This is a genomic window from Micromonospora sp. NBRC 110037 (assembly GCF_001652995.1).
Lineage (GTDB): Bacteria > Actinomycetota > Actinomycetes > Mycobacteriales > Micromonosporaceae > Micromonospora > Micromonospora chalcea.
In genome coordinates this window covers 267,975-285,650 of sequence record NZ_BBVA01000008.1, presented here as the reverse complement: position 1 = coordinate 285,650, position 17,676 = coordinate 267,975, and the positions used below count along the sequence as shown (strand labels likewise).

General features: G+C 74.8%; 17 protein-coding genes. 9 read left to right on the top strand and 8 right to left on the bottom strand.

What is annotated here, in order from left to right; translation table 11 throughout:
• Positions 1-3: 3 nt before the first annotated feature.
• A complete protein-coding gene (locus tag A4R25_RS23490) occupies positions 4-1,113 on the bottom strand; it encodes a DUF4192 domain-containing protein (RefSeq protein ID WP_064448077.1) in 1,110 nt (369 codons plus the stop codon).
• Positions 1,114-1,265: 152 nt separating this feature from the next.
• On the opposite strand from A4R25_RS23490, the gene A4R25_RS23485 reads away from it, so the two are divergent.
• From A4R25_RS23485 to A4R25_RS23465, 5 genes are all read left to right on the top strand, one after another.
• Complete coding sequence (locus A4R25_RS23485; RefSeq protein ID WP_064448076.1) at positions 1,266-2,180, top strand: fructosamine kinase family protein; 915 nt, start codon at positions 1,266-1,268, stop codon at positions 2,178-2,180.
• Complete coding sequence (gene moaA / locus A4R25_RS23480; RefSeq protein ID WP_043327713.1) at positions 2,177-3,193, top strand: GTP 3',8-cyclase MoaA; 1,017 nt, start codon at positions 2,177-2,179, stop codon at positions 3,191-3,193. The genes A4R25_RS23485 and moaA overlap by 4 nt, the downstream gene beginning before the upstream one ends.
• Positions 3,194-3,195: 2 nt before the next feature.
• The gene (locus tag A4R25_RS23475; protein ID WP_043327712.1) at positions 3,196-3,441 is read left to right on the top strand and encodes a MoaD/ThiS family protein; all 246 of its coding nucleotides are present in this window, start codon (positions 3,196-3,198) and stop codon (positions 3,439-3,441) included.
• A gap of 20 nt (positions 3,442-3,461) precedes the next feature.
• Positions 3,462-4,724 carry a metallophosphoesterase gene (locus tag A4R25_RS23470; RefSeq protein WP_205797534.1) on the top strand — a complete coding sequence of 421 codons (1,263 nt, stop codon included), beginning with the start codon at positions 3,462-3,464 and terminating at the stop codon, positions 4,722-4,724.
• A 94-nt stretch (positions 4,725-4,818) separates the two neighbouring features.
• Entirely contained in the window at positions 4,819-8,004 is a 3,186-nt protein-coding gene (locus A4R25_RS23465; protein WP_064448074.1) for a UvrD-helicase domain-containing protein, read from the top strand.
• 11 nt (positions 8,005-8,015) lie between these two features.
• Here the strand turns inward: A4R25_RS23465 and A4R25_RS23460 are convergent, their stop codons facing one another.
• Both A4R25_RS23460 and A4R25_RS23455 read right to left on the bottom strand, forming a co-directional pair.
• Positions 8,016-8,645, bottom strand: a complete 630-nt coding sequence (locus A4R25_RS23460; RefSeq protein ID WP_043327709.1) for an A24 family peptidase — start codon at positions 8,643-8,645, stop codon at positions 8,016-8,018.
• Between the two features lie 10 nt (positions 8,646-8,655).
• On the bottom strand, positions 8,656-9,663 hold the full coding sequence (locus tag A4R25_RS23455; protein WP_231915612.1) for an EamA family transporter: 1,008 nt from the start codon (positions 9,661-9,663) through the stop codon (positions 8,656-8,658).
• An 85-nt stretch (positions 9,664-9,748) separates the two neighbouring features.
• Between A4R25_RS23455 and A4R25_RS23450 the strand changes: the two genes are divergently transcribed.
• Both A4R25_RS23450 and A4R25_RS23445 read left to right on the top strand, forming a co-directional pair.
• Positions 9,749-10,570, top strand: coding sequence for a hypothetical protein (locus tag A4R25_RS23450; RefSeq protein ID WP_064448140.1), 822 nt, complete (start codon positions 9,749-9,751; stop codon positions 10,568-10,570).
• 153 nt (positions 10,571-10,723) lie between these two features.
• Positions 10,724-11,959: an ATP-binding protein gene (locus tag A4R25_RS23445; protein ID WP_064448072.1), complete on the top strand. Its 1,236-nt coding sequence runs from the start codon at positions 10,724-10,726 to the stop codon at positions 11,957-11,959.
• 13 nt (positions 11,960-11,972) lie between these two features.
• On the opposite strand, the gene A4R25_RS23440 is transcribed toward A4R25_RS23445, so the two are convergent.
• Positions 11,973-12,521, bottom strand: a complete 549-nt coding sequence (locus A4R25_RS23440; RefSeq protein WP_043330817.1) for a GNAT family N-acetyltransferase — start codon at positions 12,519-12,521, stop codon at positions 11,973-11,975.
• A gap of 135 nt (positions 12,522-12,656) precedes the next feature.
• Between A4R25_RS23440 and A4R25_RS23435 the strand changes: the two genes are divergently transcribed.
• On the top strand, positions 12,657-13,202 hold the full coding sequence (locus tag A4R25_RS23435) for a DoxX family protein (protein WP_030499461.1): 546 nt from the start codon (positions 12,657-12,659) through the stop codon (positions 13,200-13,202).
• Positions 13,203-13,407: 205 nt separating this feature from the next.
• On the top strand, positions 13,408-14,829 hold the full coding sequence (locus tag A4R25_RS23430) for a glycosyltransferase 87 family protein (protein ID WP_043327708.1): 1,422 nt from the start codon (positions 13,408-13,410) through the stop codon (positions 14,827-14,829).
• Positions 14,830-14,833: 4 nt separating this feature from the next.
• On the opposite strand, the gene A4R25_RS23425 is transcribed toward A4R25_RS23430, so the two are convergent.
• The 4 genes from A4R25_RS23425 to moaC are packed head-to-tail and all read right to left on the bottom strand — an operon-like array spanning position 14,834 to position 17,550.
• On the bottom strand, positions 14,834-15,259 hold the full coding sequence (locus tag A4R25_RS23425; protein ID WP_176722863.1) for a molybdenum cofactor biosynthesis protein MoaE: 426 nt from the start codon (positions 15,257-15,259) through the stop codon (positions 14,834-14,836).
• A 35-nt stretch (positions 15,260-15,294) separates the two neighbouring features.
• Positions 15,295-16,554, bottom strand: a complete 1,260-nt coding sequence (locus A4R25_RS23420; RefSeq protein ID WP_043327706.1) for a molybdopterin molybdotransferase MoeA — start codon at positions 16,552-16,554, stop codon at positions 15,295-15,297.
• Positions 16,555-16,591: 37 nt separating this feature from the next.
• On the bottom strand, positions 16,592-17,086 hold the full coding sequence (locus A4R25_RS23415) for a molybdenum cofactor biosynthesis protein B (RefSeq protein WP_187693502.1): 495 nt from the start codon (positions 17,084-17,086) through the stop codon (positions 16,592-16,594).
• Positions 17,059-17,550 carry a cyclic pyranopterin monophosphate synthase MoaC gene (moaC, locus tag A4R25_RS23410; protein WP_064448070.1) on the bottom strand — a complete coding sequence of 164 codons (492 nt, stop codon included), beginning with the start codon at positions 17,548-17,550 and terminating at the stop codon, positions 17,059-17,061. Before moaC ends, A4R25_RS23415 begins: the two co-directional genes overlap by 28 nt.
• Positions 17,551-17,676: the final 126 nt, after the last annotated feature.

Genomic DNA, 17,676 nt, shown 5'->3' with positions numbered 1-17,676 from the left:
GGCTCAGCGCCGTGGACGGCGACGGCGACGGCGCAGCACCGGGCCTCCGTCGGAACCGGGCCAGCCGTCCAGCTCGGACGGGGCCACCCCGCGCCGAAGCGCCTCGTCGAGCAGCAGCGCGAGCGAATAGCCGGGGTGGGCGGACAGCACCCGTTCCAGGGCGACAGCCGCCAGCGCCCCGTGTCCGGAGCGCCAGGCGGAGAACGCGAGCAGGCAGCCCGGCGCGGCGATCAGGTCCGGCTCGGCACGCCGCGTCACGTCGGTCCAGAGGCTGATGTCGGCGTCCCGGCCGTCGGTCCGGGACCAGGCGTGATCGCGTACCGGGATGTGGGTGAGCAGGACGGTCAGCCAGGCCACCTCGTCGTCGTCGAGCCGCTCGCCACGCCGCTGCCTGCGGAACGCGGCCCGCACCGCCGCCGTGCCCGCGCTCCGCACCGCGCGTGGTGAATCCTCCGGACCTCCACCGTCGGCCCGCACATCACCGTCCCCCGGCACGGAACTGCCGGCCTCCGGGCCCCGGCCGGACTGCGCGGGCGTCCCGCCGGTGAGCGCGGCCAGGCGCAGACGGGCCCGGCCGGTGGCCCGGCGCATGGCGAGGCGTACCGGCCCGTCGAGCGGGGACACCTGCGCGGCCAGCGCGGCCCGGTCGGGCAGGGCGACCTGGCCGGCGAACACGGCGGCGGCGCTGACCTGGCTGGCGGCCGGGTCGTACGGGGTGCCCTCGGGCGGGCAGCAGGACGGCTCGGCGCACAGGTACGACCACCAGCGGCCGTCGGTGACCCGCAGGGCGTCGAGCACGACCAGGCCGGCAGCGGTCAGCGCGTCGCCGATCGCGTCCACGGCACCGGTCACCCGGGCGGCCGGACCGTAGCCGACGACTGTGGCGGCGTCGGCGTCCTGCCGGGCCACCACGTGTGCCAGGTGCCGGGCCGCCGGGCCGGGGTCGGCGCCGGGCGCGGGCAGGTCACCCCGGGCGGCGAAGACGACGCGCCGGCCGCGTACCGCGACCACCACGACGCTGTCGGCCGGGTGGAAGCCGAGCAGGTAGGGCACGGCCGTGACCATGTCGGCGGGCGTGCGGACGGAGAGGCGGGGTTGCTCGGTGGAGTTCATGCCGGGAGCGTGGGCGGTGGAGTGCCACCGCGTCCGCCCCTGTGGACGACACGCGGTCCGTCCACAGATACGGAGCGTATCGGTCCAGGTCAGCGGCGATCCGTGGCGTCGCTTGCCCCACGGTTGTCCGGGGTACCCGCTACCTTGCGCTCATGGACCTGGCGTACCTGCGGGCACACCCGGAGCACCTGCCGACCTTCCTGACCCACCAGCGGATCCGGGAGACCCCGGTCTCCGGCGGCGACATCTGCGCCGCTTCCCGGCTCACGCTGGACGACGGGCACTCGGTGTTCGCCAAGACGTGGCCGGAGCGGGCGACGCGTCCACTGCCGGAGGGCTTCTTCGCCACCGAGGCGGCCGGGCTGCGCTGGCTGCGCGAGGCGGGTTCGGTGCCGGTGCCGGAGGTGATCGTGGCGTTGCCCGATCTGCTCGCGCTCGACTGGGTGGAGCCGGGCGAGCCGACGCCGGAGGCCGCGGAGGCGTTCGGGCGTGACCTGGCCGGGCTGCACCGGGCCGGCGCGCCCGCGTTCGGCGCGGACTGGGCCGGGTTCATCGGTGCGCTGCCGCAGGACAACACACCCGATCCCGGTCCCTGGCCGGACTGGTTCGCCCGGCGCCGCCTCCTGCCCTACCTACGCAGTTCGGTCGACGGCGGCGCGCTCGACGGTTCCGGGGCGGCGCTGGTCGAGCAGGTCGTCGCCCGGATCGGCGAGTTCGGCGGTGACGAGCCGCCGGCCCGGGTGCACGGCGATCTCTGGCCCGGCAACCTGCTCTGGGGCGCCGACGACCGGGTCTGGCTGGTCGACCCGGCCGCGCACGGCGGGCACCGCGAGACCGACCTGGCGCAGCTCGCCCTCTTCGGCGGCCCGCCTCACCTGGACCGCGTCCTGGCCGCCTACCGGGAGGCATGGCCGCTGGCCGACGGCTGGCGGGAACGGGTGCCGCTGCATCAGCTGCACCTGCTGCTCGTGCACACCGCGATCTTCGGCGCGGCGTACGCGGACGCGGTGGCCGCCACCGCCCGGGCCGCCCTCCGGGGCCTCGACCGCGCTACGGTCGACGGATGAGCGCCCCCCGGACGACGACCGACGGCGTCCTCGCCGACCGGTACGGCCGCGTCGCCCGGGACCTGCGGGTCTCGCTGACCGACAAGTGCAACCTGCGCTGCACCTACTGCATGCCGGCCGAGGGCCTGCCCTGGCTCTCCGGTCCGCAGCTGCTCACCGACGACGAGATCGTCCGGCTGGTGGGTGTCGCGGTGACCCGGCTCGGCATCACCGAGGTGCGCTTCACCGGCGGTGAGCCGCTCATCCGGCCCGGCCTGCCCGGCATCGTGGCGGCGGTCGCCGCGCTCACGCCCCGGCCGCGCATCTCGCTGACCACGAACGGCATCGGCCTGGCCCGCATGGCGTCGGCGCTGCGCGACGCCGGGCTGGACCGCGTCAACGTCTCGCTCGACACGCTGGACCGCGACCGGTTCACCGCGCTGACCCGCCGCGACCGGCTCGCCGACGTGCTCGCCGGGCTGGCCGGGGCCGCCGAAGCCGGGCTGACCCCGGTGAAGGTCAACTCGGTGCTCATGCGGGGCACGAACGACGACGAGGCGCCCGCGCTGCTCCGGTTCGCGCTCGCGCACGGCTACGAGCTGCGGTTCATCGAGCAGATGCCGCTCGACGCGCAGCACGGCTGGGACCGCTCGACCATGGTCACCGCCGACGAGATCCTGGCTTCCCTGAAGGCCGCGTTCGCGTTGACGCCGGACCCTTCCGAGCGGGGCGCGGCACCGGCCGAGACGTGGCTGGTGGACGGCGGGCCGGCCCGGGTCGGGGTGATCGCCAGCGTGACCCGGCCGTTCTGCGGCGACTGCGACCGCACCCGGCTCACCGCCGACGGCCAGGTGCGCAACTGCCTGTTCGCCACCGAGGAGTCGGACCTGCGCGGCGCGTTGCGCGACGGCGCGGACGACGAGGAGCTGGCCCGGCGCTGGCGCGCCGCGATGTGGGCCAAGCGGGCCGGTCACGGCATCGACGATCCGACGTTCCTCCAGCCCGCGCGTTCGATGTCCGCGATCGGAGGCTGAGGGTGGAGCTGACCGTCCGCTACTTCGCCGGCGCCCGAGCGGCGGCCGGACTCTCCGAGGAGACCGCATCCGCCGGCCGGTCCCTGGACGAACTCCTCGATGACCTGGCCGCCCGCCACGGCGAACGCCTCGCGGTGGTGCTGAAGGCGGCGAGTTTCCTGGTCGACGGCGTGGCCTGTCATGATCGACGGGCGCTGTTGCCGGCCGGGGTGACGGTGGACGTGCTGCCGCCCTTCGCGGGCGGCTGAGGGGGGCACACGTGCTGGCCATGGCGACATTCCTGGGCTTCGTCGTGCTCGTGATCGGCCTGATCCACTTCTACCTGTGGAAGCGGCTGGTCCGGGACACCACGCGCCCGGGGCGGTGGCGCCGGGTCGGCGGGGTGGCGATCGCGGCGCTGGCGGTGCTCGTACCGGTGACTCTGGCGGGCACCCGCAACGGCTGGTACTGGCTGGCCTGGCCCGGCTACCTCTGGGTCGCGCTCATGTTCTACCTGCTGGTGATCCTGCTGGTGCTCGAAGTGCCGACCGCAGTGGCCCGGCTGGTGCTGCGCCGCCGCGCCCGCTCGGTGGTCGCCACCGGCCCGGAGCCCGAGCCCGTACTCGTGGGCGCGGCGACGGCGGAGGGTGCGACGCCACCGCCGGTCGACAGCGCCGGCGCGCCGCCGGCCGGCGCCCTCGCGCCGGACCACGACCCCTCCCGGCGGCTGCTGCTCGCGCGCGGGGCGGCGATCTTCGCCGGGCTCACCGCCGCCGGCGTCACCGGGTACGGCGTCCGCACCGCCATCGGTCCGCCGCAGCTCGACAGGGTGCAGATCCCGCTGGCCAAGCTGCCCCGGAGCATGGACGGGCTGCGCATCGCCACCGTCTCCGACATCCACCTCGGGCCGCTGCGCGGCCGGGCGCACACCGAGCGGATCGTCGCGATGATCAACCGGATGGACGCCGACCTGGTCGCCGTGGTCGGTGACCTGGTCGACGGCACGGTGGCCGAGCTGGGGGAGGCCGCCGAACCGCTGCGTGACCTGCGGTCCCGGTACGGCAGCTTCTTCGTCACCGGCAACCACGAGTACTACTCCGGCGTGGAGGAGTGGGTCCGCGAAGTGGACCGGCTCGGCCTGCGCGTGCTGCAGAACGAGCGGCAGGAGATCCAGGCCCGGGGCGGCGTGCTGGACCTGGCCGGGGTGAACGACGTGAGCGCCGCCGGCACCGGCGTGGCCGCGCCCGCCGACTACGCCGCCGCGCTCGGCGACCGTGACCCGAGCCGGCCGGTCGTGCTGCTGGCGCACCAGCCGGTGGCCGCGCAGGAGGCGGCGAAGTTCGGCGTCGACCTCCAGCTCTCCGGGCACACGCACGGCGGCCAGATGGTGCCGTTCAACCTGGCGGTGAAGCTCGAACAGCCGGTGGTCTCCGGTCTCGGCGAGATCGACGGCACGAAGGTCTACGTCACGAACGGCGCCGGTTTCTGGGGTCCGCCGGTGCGGGTGGGCGCGCCTCCCCAGGTGACGCTCGTGGAGCTGCGCGCCCCATAGCGCGCACCCGCCGCCGAGTCCAGCACCGCATTGCTCAGGTCACCCGTTCGCGTGGCGGCGGGCGGGCGGGGGATCGGACGTGACAGGATGCGGCGTGCCTCCGTTCAGCGCCGCACCCTCCGGTGGCCTCCCGCCGTACGTGGCGGACCTGCACATCCACTCGAAGTACTCCCGTGCGTGCAGCCGCGACCTGACCCTGCCGAACCTGGCCTGGTGGGCCCGGCGCAAGGGCATCGGCGTGCTCGGCACCGGCGACTTCACCCATCCCGCCTGGTACGACCACCTGCGCGAGACGCTGCACCCGGCCGAGCCGGGCCTGTACCGCCTCGCGCCCGAGGCGGAGCGGGACGTCGCCCGGCGGCTGCCGCCCCGGCTCGCCAGTGAGGCGGAGGCGGACCCGGTCCGGTTCATGCTGAGCGTGGAGATCTCCACGATCTACAAGCGCGACGACCGCACCCGGAAGGTGCACCACCTGATCTACCTGCCGGACCTGGACGCGGTGGCCCGGTTCAACACCGCGCTGGGCCGGATCGGCAACCTCGGCTCGGACGGGCGGCCGATCCTCGGGCTGGACTCCCGCGACCTGCTGGAGATCACGCTGGAGGCGAGTCCGGACGGCTATCTGGTGCCGGCACACATCTGGACGCCGTGGTTCTCCGCGCTCGGCTCGAAGTCGGGCTTCGACGCGATCGCCGACTGCTACGCGGATCTGGCCGAGCACATCTTCGCGGTGGAGACCGGCCTGTCGTCCGACCCGGAGATGAACTGGCGGGTCGGCAGCCTGGACCGCTATCAGCTGGTGTCCAACTCGGACGCGCACTCACCGCCGGCTCTGGCCCGGGAGGCCACGGTCCTCACCGCCGACCGTGACTACTTCGCGATCCGCGAGGCGCTGCGCACCGGGGACGGGCTCGCCGGAACTGTCGAGTTCTTCCCGGAGGAGGGCAAGTACCACGCCGACGGGCACCGGTTGTGCGGGGTGAACTGGTCGCCGCAGCGGACCCGTGAGGCGGGCGGACGCTGCCCGGAGTGCGGCAAGCCGCTCACCGTGGGCGTACTCAGCCGGGTGGAGGAGCTGGCGGACCGGCCGGAGGGGCACCGTCCGGCGCACGCGCGCGAGGTGACCCACCTGGTGCCGCTGGCCGAGATCCTGGGCGAGCTGAACCGGGTCGGCGCGCGGTCGAAGAAGGTCGAGGGCAAGCTCAACGAGCTGGTCGCCGCGCTCGGCCCGGAGCTGGAGATCCTGACCCGTACCCCGGTGGAGGAGATCGGCCGGGTCGGCGGCGAGCTGCTCGCGGAGGGCATCGGCCGGCTGCGCCGCGGCGACGTGCGCCGGGTGCCGGGCTACGACGGGGAGTACGGCGTGATCACGCTGTTCGACCCGGCGGAACTGGGCGGTCCGGGCGCCGGGGCGGGGCAGGAGACGCTGTTCGACGTACCGGTGCCCGCGCAGCGGCGGCCCGCGGAGCCGGCGCCGAAGCCGAAGGCCAAGCGCCCGGCGGCGGTCCGGCCGGAGCCGAAGCGGACGCCGCCGCCCGCGCCTCCGATCGCGACGCCGCCGTCACCGCACGAGCCGTTCGAGCCGATGCTCGCCGGGATGGAGGAGGTCGGCACCGGCCTGCTGGACCGGCTGGACGCGATGCAGCGGGTGGCCGCGTCCGCGCCCGGTGGTCCGCTGCTGATCGTGGCCGGTCCGGGCACCGGGAAGACCCGCACGCTCACCCACCGGATCGCGTACCTGTGCGCGGAGTTGAACGTCTTCCCCGATCAGTGCCTGGCGATCACGTTCACCCGGCGGGCGGCCGAGGAGCTGCGGCACCGGCTGGACGGGCTGCTCGGCCCGGTCGCCGAGGACGTCACCGTGGGTACGTTCCACTCGCTGGGCCTGACCGTGCTGCGGGAGAACGCGGCGGCGGCGGGGCTGCCGGCGGACTTCCGGATCGCCGACGACGCGGACCGGGCGGCGGCGCGCGCGGAGGCCGGTGACGACGACGAGCGGTACGCGGCGTTGCTGCGCAAGCGGGACCTGGTCGACCTGGACGAGCTGCTGACGCTGCCGGTGTCGCTGCTCAAGGGGGACCGGAAGCTGGTCCGCGAGTACCGCGAGCGGTGGAAGTGGATCTTCGTCGACGAGTACCAGGACGTCGACGCGGTGCAGTACGACCTGCTGCGGCTGCTCAGCCCGCCGGACGGGAACCTCTGCGCGATCGGTGACCCGGACCAGGCGATCTACTCGTTCCGGGGTGCCGACGTGGGCTACTTCCTGCGCTTCTCGCAGGACTTCACCGACGCGCGGCTGGTCCGGCTGAACCGCAACTACCGCTCCTCGGCGCCGATCCTGGCCGCCGCGGTGCAGGCCATCGCGCCGTCGTCGCTGGTGCGGGGCCGTCGCCTCGACCCGGCCCGGCTCGACCCGGAGGCGCCTCTGGTCGGCCGGTACGCGGCGGCTTCGCCGTACGACGAGGCCGACTTCGTGGTCCGTACCGTGGACGAGCTGGTCGGTGGCCTGTCCCACCGCTCGCTGGACTCGGGGCGGATCGACGGGCGGACCACGTCGCTGTCCTTCTCCGACATCGCGGTGCTGTACCGCACGGACGCGCAGGCCGCGCCGGTCGTGGACGCGCTGGCCCGGGCGAACATCCCGGTGCAGAAGCGCTCGCACGACCGGCTGCGGGACCGTCCCGGCGTGCCGGCCATCGCCCGCGAGCTGCGCCACGCCGGTCTGGACGGTTCGCTCCCCGCCCGGGTACGCCAGGCCGGGCAGATCCTGGCCGAGCGCTTCGCGGTGCCGACGCTCGACGGCTCCGGCGCGGTACGCCCCGAGGACGTCCGCACGGCGGTGGACCTGCTCACCCCGCTGGCCCGGCGCTGCGACGACGACCTGGAACTGTTCCTCAACCAGCTCGCCACCGGCGCGGAGGTGGACGCGCTGGACCCGCGCGCCGAGGCGGTCACGCTGCTGACGCTGCACGCCGCGAAGGGCCTGGAGTTCCCGGTGGTGTTCCTGGTCGGGGCCGAGGACGGGCTGCTGCCGCTGCGCTGGCCCGGAAGCGAGCCGGACGACGACGCGGTGGCCGAGGAGCGGCGGCTGTTCTTCGTCGGGCTGACCCGGGCGCAGGACCGGCTCTACGTCAGCCACGCGGGCCGCCGTGCCCGGCACGGCGCGGAACGCGACACCCGCCCGTCGCCGTTCCTCGACGTGATCGACCCGGCGTTGTTCGAGCGCCTGGACGCGACCGAGCCCCGCCGCCCGAAGGACCACCAGCTCCGGCTGATCTGACCGGGCACGCCTCAGCTGAGGACGGCGGCGAGCCACGCGCCGCCGAGCAGCGCCGGGCCGAACGGCACCGGCGTGTCCCGGCGTACCCGGCCGGCGGCGAGCAGGACGAGCACCGCGACTCCGGCGAGCACGTGCGGCAGGAGCAGCCCGAGGCGCAGCGCCGGCCAGCCGAGCCAGCCCAGCGGCAACCCGAGCGCGGCGGCGAGCTTCACGTCGCCGAAGCCGAGCCGGGCGCGGGGCAGCAGCGCCAGCAGCGCGTACCCGAGGAAGGAGAGCGCGGCCCCGGCCGCCGCGACGGCCAGGCGGCGCGGTTCGCCGGTCGCCGCCGTGGCAGCGGTGAGGCCGAGCCCGCCGCCGAGCGCGACCACGCCGACGAGCGGGTCGGGCAGCCGCAGCGCTGTCACGTCGGTGACCGCGAGCGCCAGCCCGACGGCGGCGACCAGCAGCAGCGCGGGCAGCGCCGGGTCGGCGGCCCGGGTGGCGGCGAGCCCGCCGAACGCCACGGCGCCGGCCAGCGCGAACGCGCCCCGGCGCGGAGCGTCGCCGGCGGGAACTGTGACGAACGACCGACCGACCGGTACGGCCACCCACCCGGCCGACGCGCCCAGCAGCGCGGCCCCTGTCACCAGCAGCGCCGACACGGGCGGGACGCTACCGCCCGGCGGGTTCCCCGGCTGCCCCGTCGACGGCTGGTGGCGGGGACCGGCGGGGCCGCTCGGTGCTCACCACCACCGCCACGCCGACCACGATGATCGCACCGCCCAGCAGCACCTGCGAGGTGATCGGCTCGGCGACGAACAGCGCGCCGAGCGCCACCGCGACCACCGGGTTCACGTACGCGTACGTGGAGACCAGGGAGATCGGCGCGTGCGCGAGCAGCCAGACGTACGCGGTGAAGGCGACGAGCGAACCGGCCACCATCAGGTACGCCAGCGCCGCCCAGGACCGCCCGGTCACCTCGGCGAAGCTGAAGCCGCGCAGCTCGCCGCGGGCGACGCCGACGAGCGCGAGCACCGCCGCGCCGGCCAGCATCTCGTAGACGGTGGCCACGAACGGGTCGGCGGGCATCCGGATCCGCCCGGACAGGTACGAGCCGACCGACCAGCTGGTGGCGGCCGCGACCACAGTGAGCGCGCCGGCCACCGGCACGCCGTCCACGCCGTCGCGGGGCAGCACCAGCACGACGAGGCCGGCGAACCCGAGCGCCACCCCGAGGAACGTCCACGGCCGGGGCCGGTCCCCGCCCACGGTCCGCAGCACCACCACCAGCAGCGGCACGGTGGCCACCAGCAGCGCGGCCACGCCCGAGGGAACCGCGGTGCCGGCCGGACCCGACTCGGCGAGCACCACCAGTCCGTTTCCGCCGGCGAGCAGCAGCACGCCGATCAGCGCGGCGGAGCCGACGCGGCGCACGGGCACCCGCAGCGCGCCGGGCCCGCGCCGCAGGCGCAGCACCACGGCGAGCACCACGGCCGCGCCGGCGAACCGCATCGCCGCGGAGATGAGCGGCGGCAGGGACTCGACGGCGACCCGGATGCCCAGGTACGTCGAGCCCCAGAGCAGGTAGACCAGCACGAGTGCGGTCCAGATCAGGGCGGTGCGTGTCGGCGGCGTCGCGGAATCGACAGCGTTCGTCGCACTCGTGGGGCGTGAGCTCATCGAGGGTCCACGCTACGGTGACCACGGCGTCGGCGTCCCCAGTTGGTGGCCGGCCTCTCAGCACTGGCGTACGCAGGAGGCGTTCATGTCGAACTTCGGTCCACCGGGCGGCGGCTCCCCCGGCCCCTGGGGACGGCCCGACGACGGCTACGCCCCGCAGCCCGATCCCCGCTACGCCGCGCAGCCCGATCCGCGTCACGACCCGCAGTACGGCCCGCCGGGCGCGCAACCGTACGGCCCGCCGGCTGATCAGTACGGGCCGCCGGCCCAGCAGTACGGGCCCGCCGACCGGTACGGCCCGCCGGCCGATCAGTACGGCCCGCCGACGCAGCGCTACGAGCCGGCGCCGGCGTGGTCCCCCGGCCCGCCGCGGCAGGGTCACCCGGCCGACCCCTACGCCGGGCCGCAGTACGGCGGCGGGGAGCCGCAGTACGCCGAGCCGACGCCGCCGAAGCGCGGCAAGGGCCCGCTGCTGGTGGTGGTGGTCGTGCTGGCGGTGCTGCTGCTCGGCGGCGCCGGGGCGTACTGGATGCTCGGCCGGGACGAGGAGAGCCCGACCGCCGGGACGACGGCGGCCACCGCGCCGGCCGCTGATCCGACCGAGGCGGCGCCGAGCGATCCGGCGGAGGCCACGCCGACCGCGCCCGCGCCGGCCTCCTCGACCGATCCGCGTTTCGTGAAGGCGGGCCAGTGCGTCGCCAACGAGGGTGGCGGCGGTCAGCCGAAGCTGGTGATCGCCGACTGCGCCCCGAAGACGTACGAGGTGCTGCGGCGCATCGACGGCGCGACGAGCGGCAAGAAGGACGCGGAGGCGAAGTGCGGGAAGGTCGACGGGTACACCGACTGGTACTTCTTCGACAGCGAGCTGGACACGCTCGACTTCGTGCTCTGCCTGAAGCGCCGCTGACGCGCCACTGACGCCCCGGCCCGTCGGTAACCAAAACTAGGGCTGTCTAGCATTCACGCTAGACAGCCCTAGTTTTATGTCGAGACCGACACGCGGTAGCTGCATCTACGCACGTCTAGCCTGGCCGCTAGAGAAGCCGATACTGTGCGATTCGTGGATCCGGTCCGCAACCCGTACGCGCCGGGCGCCGGCCAGCGCCCGCCCGAACTCGCCGGGCGGGGGCGGGAACTGGACGTGTTCGACGTGGTGCTGGAACGCATCGCGCGTGGCCGGCCCGAACGCAGCCTGATGCTCACCGGGCTGCGCGGCGTCGGCAAGACCGTCCTGCTCAACACGCTGCGGTCCGAGGCGATCAACCACCTCTGGGGCACCGGCAAGATCGAGGCGCGGCCGGACCAGTCGCTGCGCCGCCCGATCGCCGCCGCGCTGCACATGGCGGTCCGCGAACTCGCGCCCCGGCACCGCGCCCCGGACCGGATCGACGCCTTCCTCGGCGTACTCAAGGCGTTCGCGCAACGCTCCGCCCCCACCGGGCGCGGCGGCGCGGCGCCCAAGCTGCGCGACCGCTGGCAGCCCGGCATCGACGTGCCCGCGAGCAGCGGACGCGCCGACTCCGGCGACATCGAGATCGACCTGGTCGAACTGCTCAGCGACGCGGCGACGGTCGCCACCGACGTCGGCACCGGCATCGCGATCTTCATCGACGAGATGCAGGACGTCGGCGCCGAGGACGTCTCCGCGCTCTGCGCCGCCTGCCACGAGCTGTCCCAGCTCGGCGCGCCTCTCATCGTGGTGGGCGCGGGACTGCCGCACCTGCCCGCGGTGCTCAGCGCCGCCAAGTCCTACTCCGAGCGGCTCTACCGCTACCAGCGCATCGACCGGCTCGACCGGATCGCCGCCGACCAGGCGCTCTGCGCGCCGGCCGAGCGGGAGGAGGTCGAGTACGAGCAGAAGGCCCTCGACCTGCTCTACGAGAAGTCCGGCGGCTACCCCTACTTCGTCCAGGCGTACGGCAAGGCCACCTGGGACCACGCGCCCCGCTCGCCGATCACCGCGGCGGACGTCCGGGTCGCCGCGCCCGAGGCGGAGGCGGAACTGGCGGTGGGGTTCTTCGGCTCCCGGTTCGAGCGGGCCACCCCGGCCGAACGCGAGTACATGCGCGCCATGGCGACGCTGGCGCTGGTGGACGGCGAGGAGGGCAGCCGCGACGACATGGACGCCGCGGTGCCGACCGCCGAGATCGCCCGCGCGCTCGGCCGCAAGCCGGCCAGCCTCTCCCCGGCCCGCGACGCGCTGATCAAGAAGGGGCTGATCTACTCCGGCGAGCGGGGGACCGTGGCGTTCACCGTCCCGCACTTCGGCCGCTACCTGCGCACCCAGCCCGCGTGACGGCCGCGACCGCTCAGACCCGCGACCACGGTGGTGGGAAGACCACCTCGCCGGACGGCGGTGGCGGTTCCTCGCTCGCCGACGGCGGCAGCACCAGCGCCTGCCACGGCTCGCCCAGCCCGGACCACGGGCTGGTCAGGCCCAGCCGGTCCGCCGGGCCGAACCCGAACCGCCGGTAGTACGCCGGGTCGCCCAGCACCACCACCAGCCGTTCGCCCAGCTCGGTCGCGGCGTCGAGCGCCGCCTGCACCGCCGCCGTGCCGTGACCGAGCCGCTGCCGGTGCCGTGCCACAGCCACCGGGCCCAGCGCCAGCGCCGGCCACACGCGGCCGTCGTCGGTGCGTACGCCGACGCGCGTGAGCAGCGCGTACGCCACCACCTCGCCGCCGTACTCGGCGACCATGGCCAGCTCGGGAATCCACGCCGGGCTGTGCCGCAGCTCCTCGACCAGGCCGACCTCCGGCGGGGTGGCCACGTCGGGCCGGGCGAAGGCGGCGGCCAGCACCCGGGCCACCGCCGGCTCGTCGGCGGGGCCCTCCGGGCGTAGTCGCAGCGTCGTCACCCGCGCGACCTTACCGAACGCGACCGGTCCATCCGCGACGGTCGCTGAAATCGATACCGTCCGGACGTCCACGTCGGCCGATACCTTTCGTGTGTTGCGGGGATGACGACGCCCCCGACGGGGTAAGACTGAGCCATGAAGCCCGTGCGCTCCCTCGCCCGAGTCATGTTGAGCGGCATCTTCGTGGTCAGCGGCGCCCGCAACCTGCGCAACCCGGAACGCCTGGTGCAGGCCGCGGAGCCGGTCACCGGGAAGGTCGCCCCGCTGATCCGCAACGTGCACCCGCGCATCCCCACCGACACCGTGTCGCTCATCCGGGCCAACGCCGCCACCCAGCTCGTCGGCGGTCTGATGCTGGCCACCGGCCGGTTCACCCGTCCGGCCGCGCTGGTGCTCGCCGGCTCCCTGATCCCGACCACCGCCGCCGGTCACGCCTTCTGGAACAACGACGACCCGGCGGCGCGCAACAACAACCAGGTCCACTTCCTGAAGAACCTCGGCCTGCTCGGTGGCCTCCTCCTCGCCGCCGCCGACACCGAGGGCAAGCCGGGGCTGCGCTGGCGCGCCGGCCACCGGATCGACCACTCGCGCCGGTCGGTCACGCGCGCGGTCCGCACCGCCCGCCGCGATGCGAAGATCGCCGTACGCTCCGCGGCGGCCGCCCGCCGAATCCCTGGTTGACACCCCTTTCGTACGGCCACCACCCCCCGCAAGGCCACCAATCACCTGAACCGTCCGAGACCCGTTAACGCGGTGGAAATGTCGCAAACACGTGTGGGATCGGACACGGTCGCGTAACGCGGGAGGCAGCAACGTGAGGCGCCGTTCTAGGCTCCGTTCTGGACCTGGACGGGTACGACGACCTTGGTACGGGGGTGGCCACGCCATGCCGACGTCAGTCGGTAGACGGACCAACCGCCTCGCCCCGACCTCCCGCGTCGACCGCCGGACCGTCGTGCGCCTCGGGATCGTGGCCGCCGTATCGTACGCCGCGTGGCTGGCCATCGGCGCCTTCGGACGGCCGTACAACTTCTTCGACATGAAGATCTACCACGGCGCGGTGGTGTGGTGGGCCAGCGGAAACGAGCTGTACGACTTCGTCGCGCCGTCGACGACACTGGGCTTCACCTATCCACCGTTCGCCGGTGTGGTCATGCTCCCGATGTCCTGGCTGCCCGTCGACGGCGCCGGCTTCGTCAACGCCCTGGCCAGCATCGCCGCGCTCGCGGTCGTCCTGGCGGCGCTGCTGCGCCCCATCGTGGACCGGCTCGGCTGGCCGCTCTGGTTCACCGTCGGCATCGCCACCCCGCTCGCGGTGGCCATCGAGCCGTCCCGGGAGACGCTCGGCTACGGCCAGGTCAACCTGCTGCTGTTCGCGCTCGTCATGGCCGACATGGTGGGCCTGCGCTGGCGCGCCAAGCGGGGCACCCACCACGAGACCGCCGACTCGCCGCTGGCCCGCTTCGTCTACAGCGGCGCGTGGGCGGGCGTCGGCATCGGGCTCGCCACCGCCGTCAAGCTCACCCCGGCGTTGTTCGTCGCGTACCTGATGCTGACCCGGCAGTGGCGGGCCGCGCTCACCGCCGTCGGCACCACGATCGGCGTGACCATCGCGACGTTCGGCCTGGTCGGTGAGGAGTCCCGCGCGTACTTCACGAGCGTGCTGTGGCAGACCGAGCGGGTCGGCGCGGCGGACATGACCGCCAACCAGTCGCTCGCCGGGCTGCTGGCGCGGCTCTACGACTCGATCGAGACGCCCGGCCTGCTCTGGCTCGCCTTCTCGGTGCTGCTCCTGGCGCTGGGCCTGTCCCGCGCGATCAGCGCCCGCGCCGACGGCGACGAGCTGACCGCGTTCACACTCGTCGGGCTCACCGCCAACGTGATCAGCCCGATCTCCTGGTCGCACCACCTGATCTGGGTCATCCCGGCGATCATCGTGCTGGCCGACGCCGCGGTACGCCGCCGCGACGCCAGCCGTGGCCTGCCCCTGCGCGGCAGCGGCCCCTCGGCCAACGGTGTGCCGGCGCTGCGCCCGCCGATCTGGTACCCGACGTTGACCGGGCTCCGCCACGGCGTCGGCGCGCTCGGGCTCTACCTGCTGTTCCTGATCTCACCGATCTGGCCGTACGAGCACCAACTCCCCGAGGTGTCCCACTACCAGGACGGCCTGTTCGGCGCGCTGATGGAGAACTCCCTGGCCATCGCGCTGATCGTGCTGGTGGCGGCGCTGCCGTGGCGTCCGGGAGCCGAGCCCGCGTTCTACCACGACCGGTTCAGCCGCGCGGCCGCGCTCGCCGGCCGACGCTGAGCACTCAGGGGCAGTTCACCCATTCCTCGGTGCCGTCGTCGAAGACCTGCCGCTTCCAGATCGGCAGCCGCGCCTTCACCTCGTCGACCAGCCGCGCGCACGCGGCGAACGCGGCCGCCCGGTGGGCGGTGCTGACCGCCGCCGCCAGCGCCACGTCGCCGATCTCCAGCGGGCCGATCCGGTGCGACACCGCGACCGCGTACACCGCCGGGTCGGCGGCGATCTCGGCCGCCACCTCACGCAGCACCGCCTCGGCGGTGGGGTGGCCCTCGTACTCCAGCCGGGTGACCCCCCGCCCGTGGTCGTGGTCGCGGACCACGCCCTGGAAGGAGACCACCGCGCCGGCCCGGCGGTCGGCGACCGCCGCCTCGTGCGCGGCCAGGTCGAGCGGCCGGTCGGTCACCGCGCCGAGCACCACGCCTGCCTGCACCGTCACGACGTCTCCCGTCGGCTCGTTCGTCGCGCTCACCCGGCACGCTCCCCGGGGGTCAGCGGCAGCGGCACCAGCGGCACCCGGTCGCCGGCCGCGCCGCTGGCGCCGGGCCGGATCACCGCGAAACCATCCGCGCCCGCGAGACCGCGCAGCATCGCCGACCCGACGTGCCGCACCGGGTACGCCGTGCCGGCGACCCGGTCCCAGCGGGCCAGCGCCAGATGGGTGTAGTCGCCGCGCCCCGGAATCGGCTCGGCCAGCGTCACGTGCGGCAGCACCGGCATCGGCCTGCCGGTGAGACCGGCGAGCAGCGGCGCGACGAGCGACACGAGCGCCACCACCGCGGACTGCGGGTTGCCCGGCAGGCCGGCCACGAACCGCACCCGCCCGTCGTCGCCCACCAGCCGGGCGAGCAGCATCGGGAAGCCCGGGCGCACCGCCACCGTGTTGACCACGTAGTCGGCGCCGAGCGCCTCCAGCGTCGGGTGCAGGTGGTCGACCGGCCCGTGCATGGTGCCGCCGGTGGTGCAGACCAGGTCGGCGTTGGCGAGCGCGCCACGCACCGCCGCCACGTGCGCGGGCAGCGTGTCGGCAACCGGGCCGACCACGTCGGCCGTACGCACCTGGCAGCCGTAACGGCGCAGCCAGGCGGGCACCGACGGGCCGAGCGCGTCGCGGACCCGCCCCGCGCCGGGCGGACCCGAGGTGAGCAGTTCGTCGCCGAAGACCAGCAGCGCGGCCCGGGGTGGGCGGCGGACCCGCAACGTGTCGTGCCCGCAGGAGGCGGCCAGGCCGAGCACCGCCGGATCCACCGGCGTGCCGGCGGGCAACAGCTCCTCCCCGAGGTACGCCTCCTCGCCCGGTTCCCGCCACTCCGGCGCCGGGCGGGGCGTGCCGGTCACCAGGCCGTCCGCCGTGCGGGCCGACTCCTCGATCCGCAGGATCGCCGTCGTGCCCTCGGGAACCATCGCGCCGGTGGCGATCTCGACGGTGCTGCCGTCGGTCTCCAGCGGCGCGGCGGTGTGCCCGGCGAGCACCCGGCCCACCACCCGCCACGGCCCCGGGCCCCGCACCGCCCAGCCGTCCACGCTGGAGGTGGGGAACGCCGGCAGGTCGGTACGCGTCGTCAACGGCTCGGCGAGGGTGTGCCCGTCGGCCTCGGCCAGCGGGCGGGCGACGGCGGGGAGCGCGGCGGACAGGCCCACCGCGTACACCCGGGAGCGGGCCTCCTCCCACCCGGCCGGTGGTGGCGTGCCCGCCTCGGCCGCGGCGGCTTCGGTTTCCGTGCTCATCCGGCGAGCCTAGCGCCGGGGCACGTGGCCCGCGGGTTCAGTGGTCGCCGCCGCGAAGCTGGTCGACCGCGTGCCGCAGGATCGGCCCGAGCACCGCAAGGCCGTCGCGGGCGCCGCCCCGCGAGCCGGGCAGGTTGACCACGAGCGTCCGGCCGGTCACCCCGGCCAGCCCGCGGGACAGCGCCGCGGTCGGCACGGTGTCGCGGCTGTACGCGCGGATCGCCTCGGCGATGCCGGGGATCTCGTAGTCGAGCAGCGCACGGGTCACCTCGGGCGTGCGATCGGTCGGGGTGATGCCCGTGCCGCCGCTGGTCAGCACCACGTCCACACGTTCCTCGCGGGCGGCGAGCAGCGCCTCACCGACCGGATCGCCGTCCGGCACCACCACCGGCGGGTCGACCTCGCAGCCCAGCTCCCGCAGGCCGGTCACGAGCAGCGGGCCGCTGGTGTCCTCGTACACGCCGGCCGCGGCCCGGTTGGAGGCCACGATCACCCGGGCCCGGATCACGGCCGGTCCTCCGGCCGGACCCATTCGCCGGTCTTGCCGCCCTCCTTGCGGAGCACCCGGACGGCCTCCACCGAGGCGGCCGGGTCGACCGCCTTCACCATGTCGATGAGAGCGAGGCCGGCGACCGCCACCGCGGTCAGCGCCTCCATCTCGACGCCCGTCCGGTCGGCGGTCTTCGCGGTGGCGGTGATCTCGACCGTGTCGGCGGTCAGGTCGAGGTCGACGGTGACGCCGTGCAGCGCGATCGGGTGGCAGAGCGGGATCAGGTCGGGCGTGCGCTTGGCGCCCATGATGCCGGCGAGCCGGCCGACGGCCAGCGCGTCGCCCTTGGGCAGGCCTTCGCGCCGCAGCAGCTCGACCACCTCGGCGGTGGTGCGGAGCCGGCCGGCGGCGACCGCGAGCCGGCCCGAGACCGGCTTGGCGGAGACGTCGACCATCCGGGCCGCGCCGGCCGGGTCGACGTGGGTGAGCTGCGCGGGTTCGGTCACGGCCCGACCCTATCCGCCGGGTACGACGACGCGCGTGCTCCCGGCCGTCGGCGGGGAGGAGCGCCGTGTCGGGTGCAGATCCACGACGCCCCTCCCTCACCTACCCACCGCCGATTCGCTGGGGGG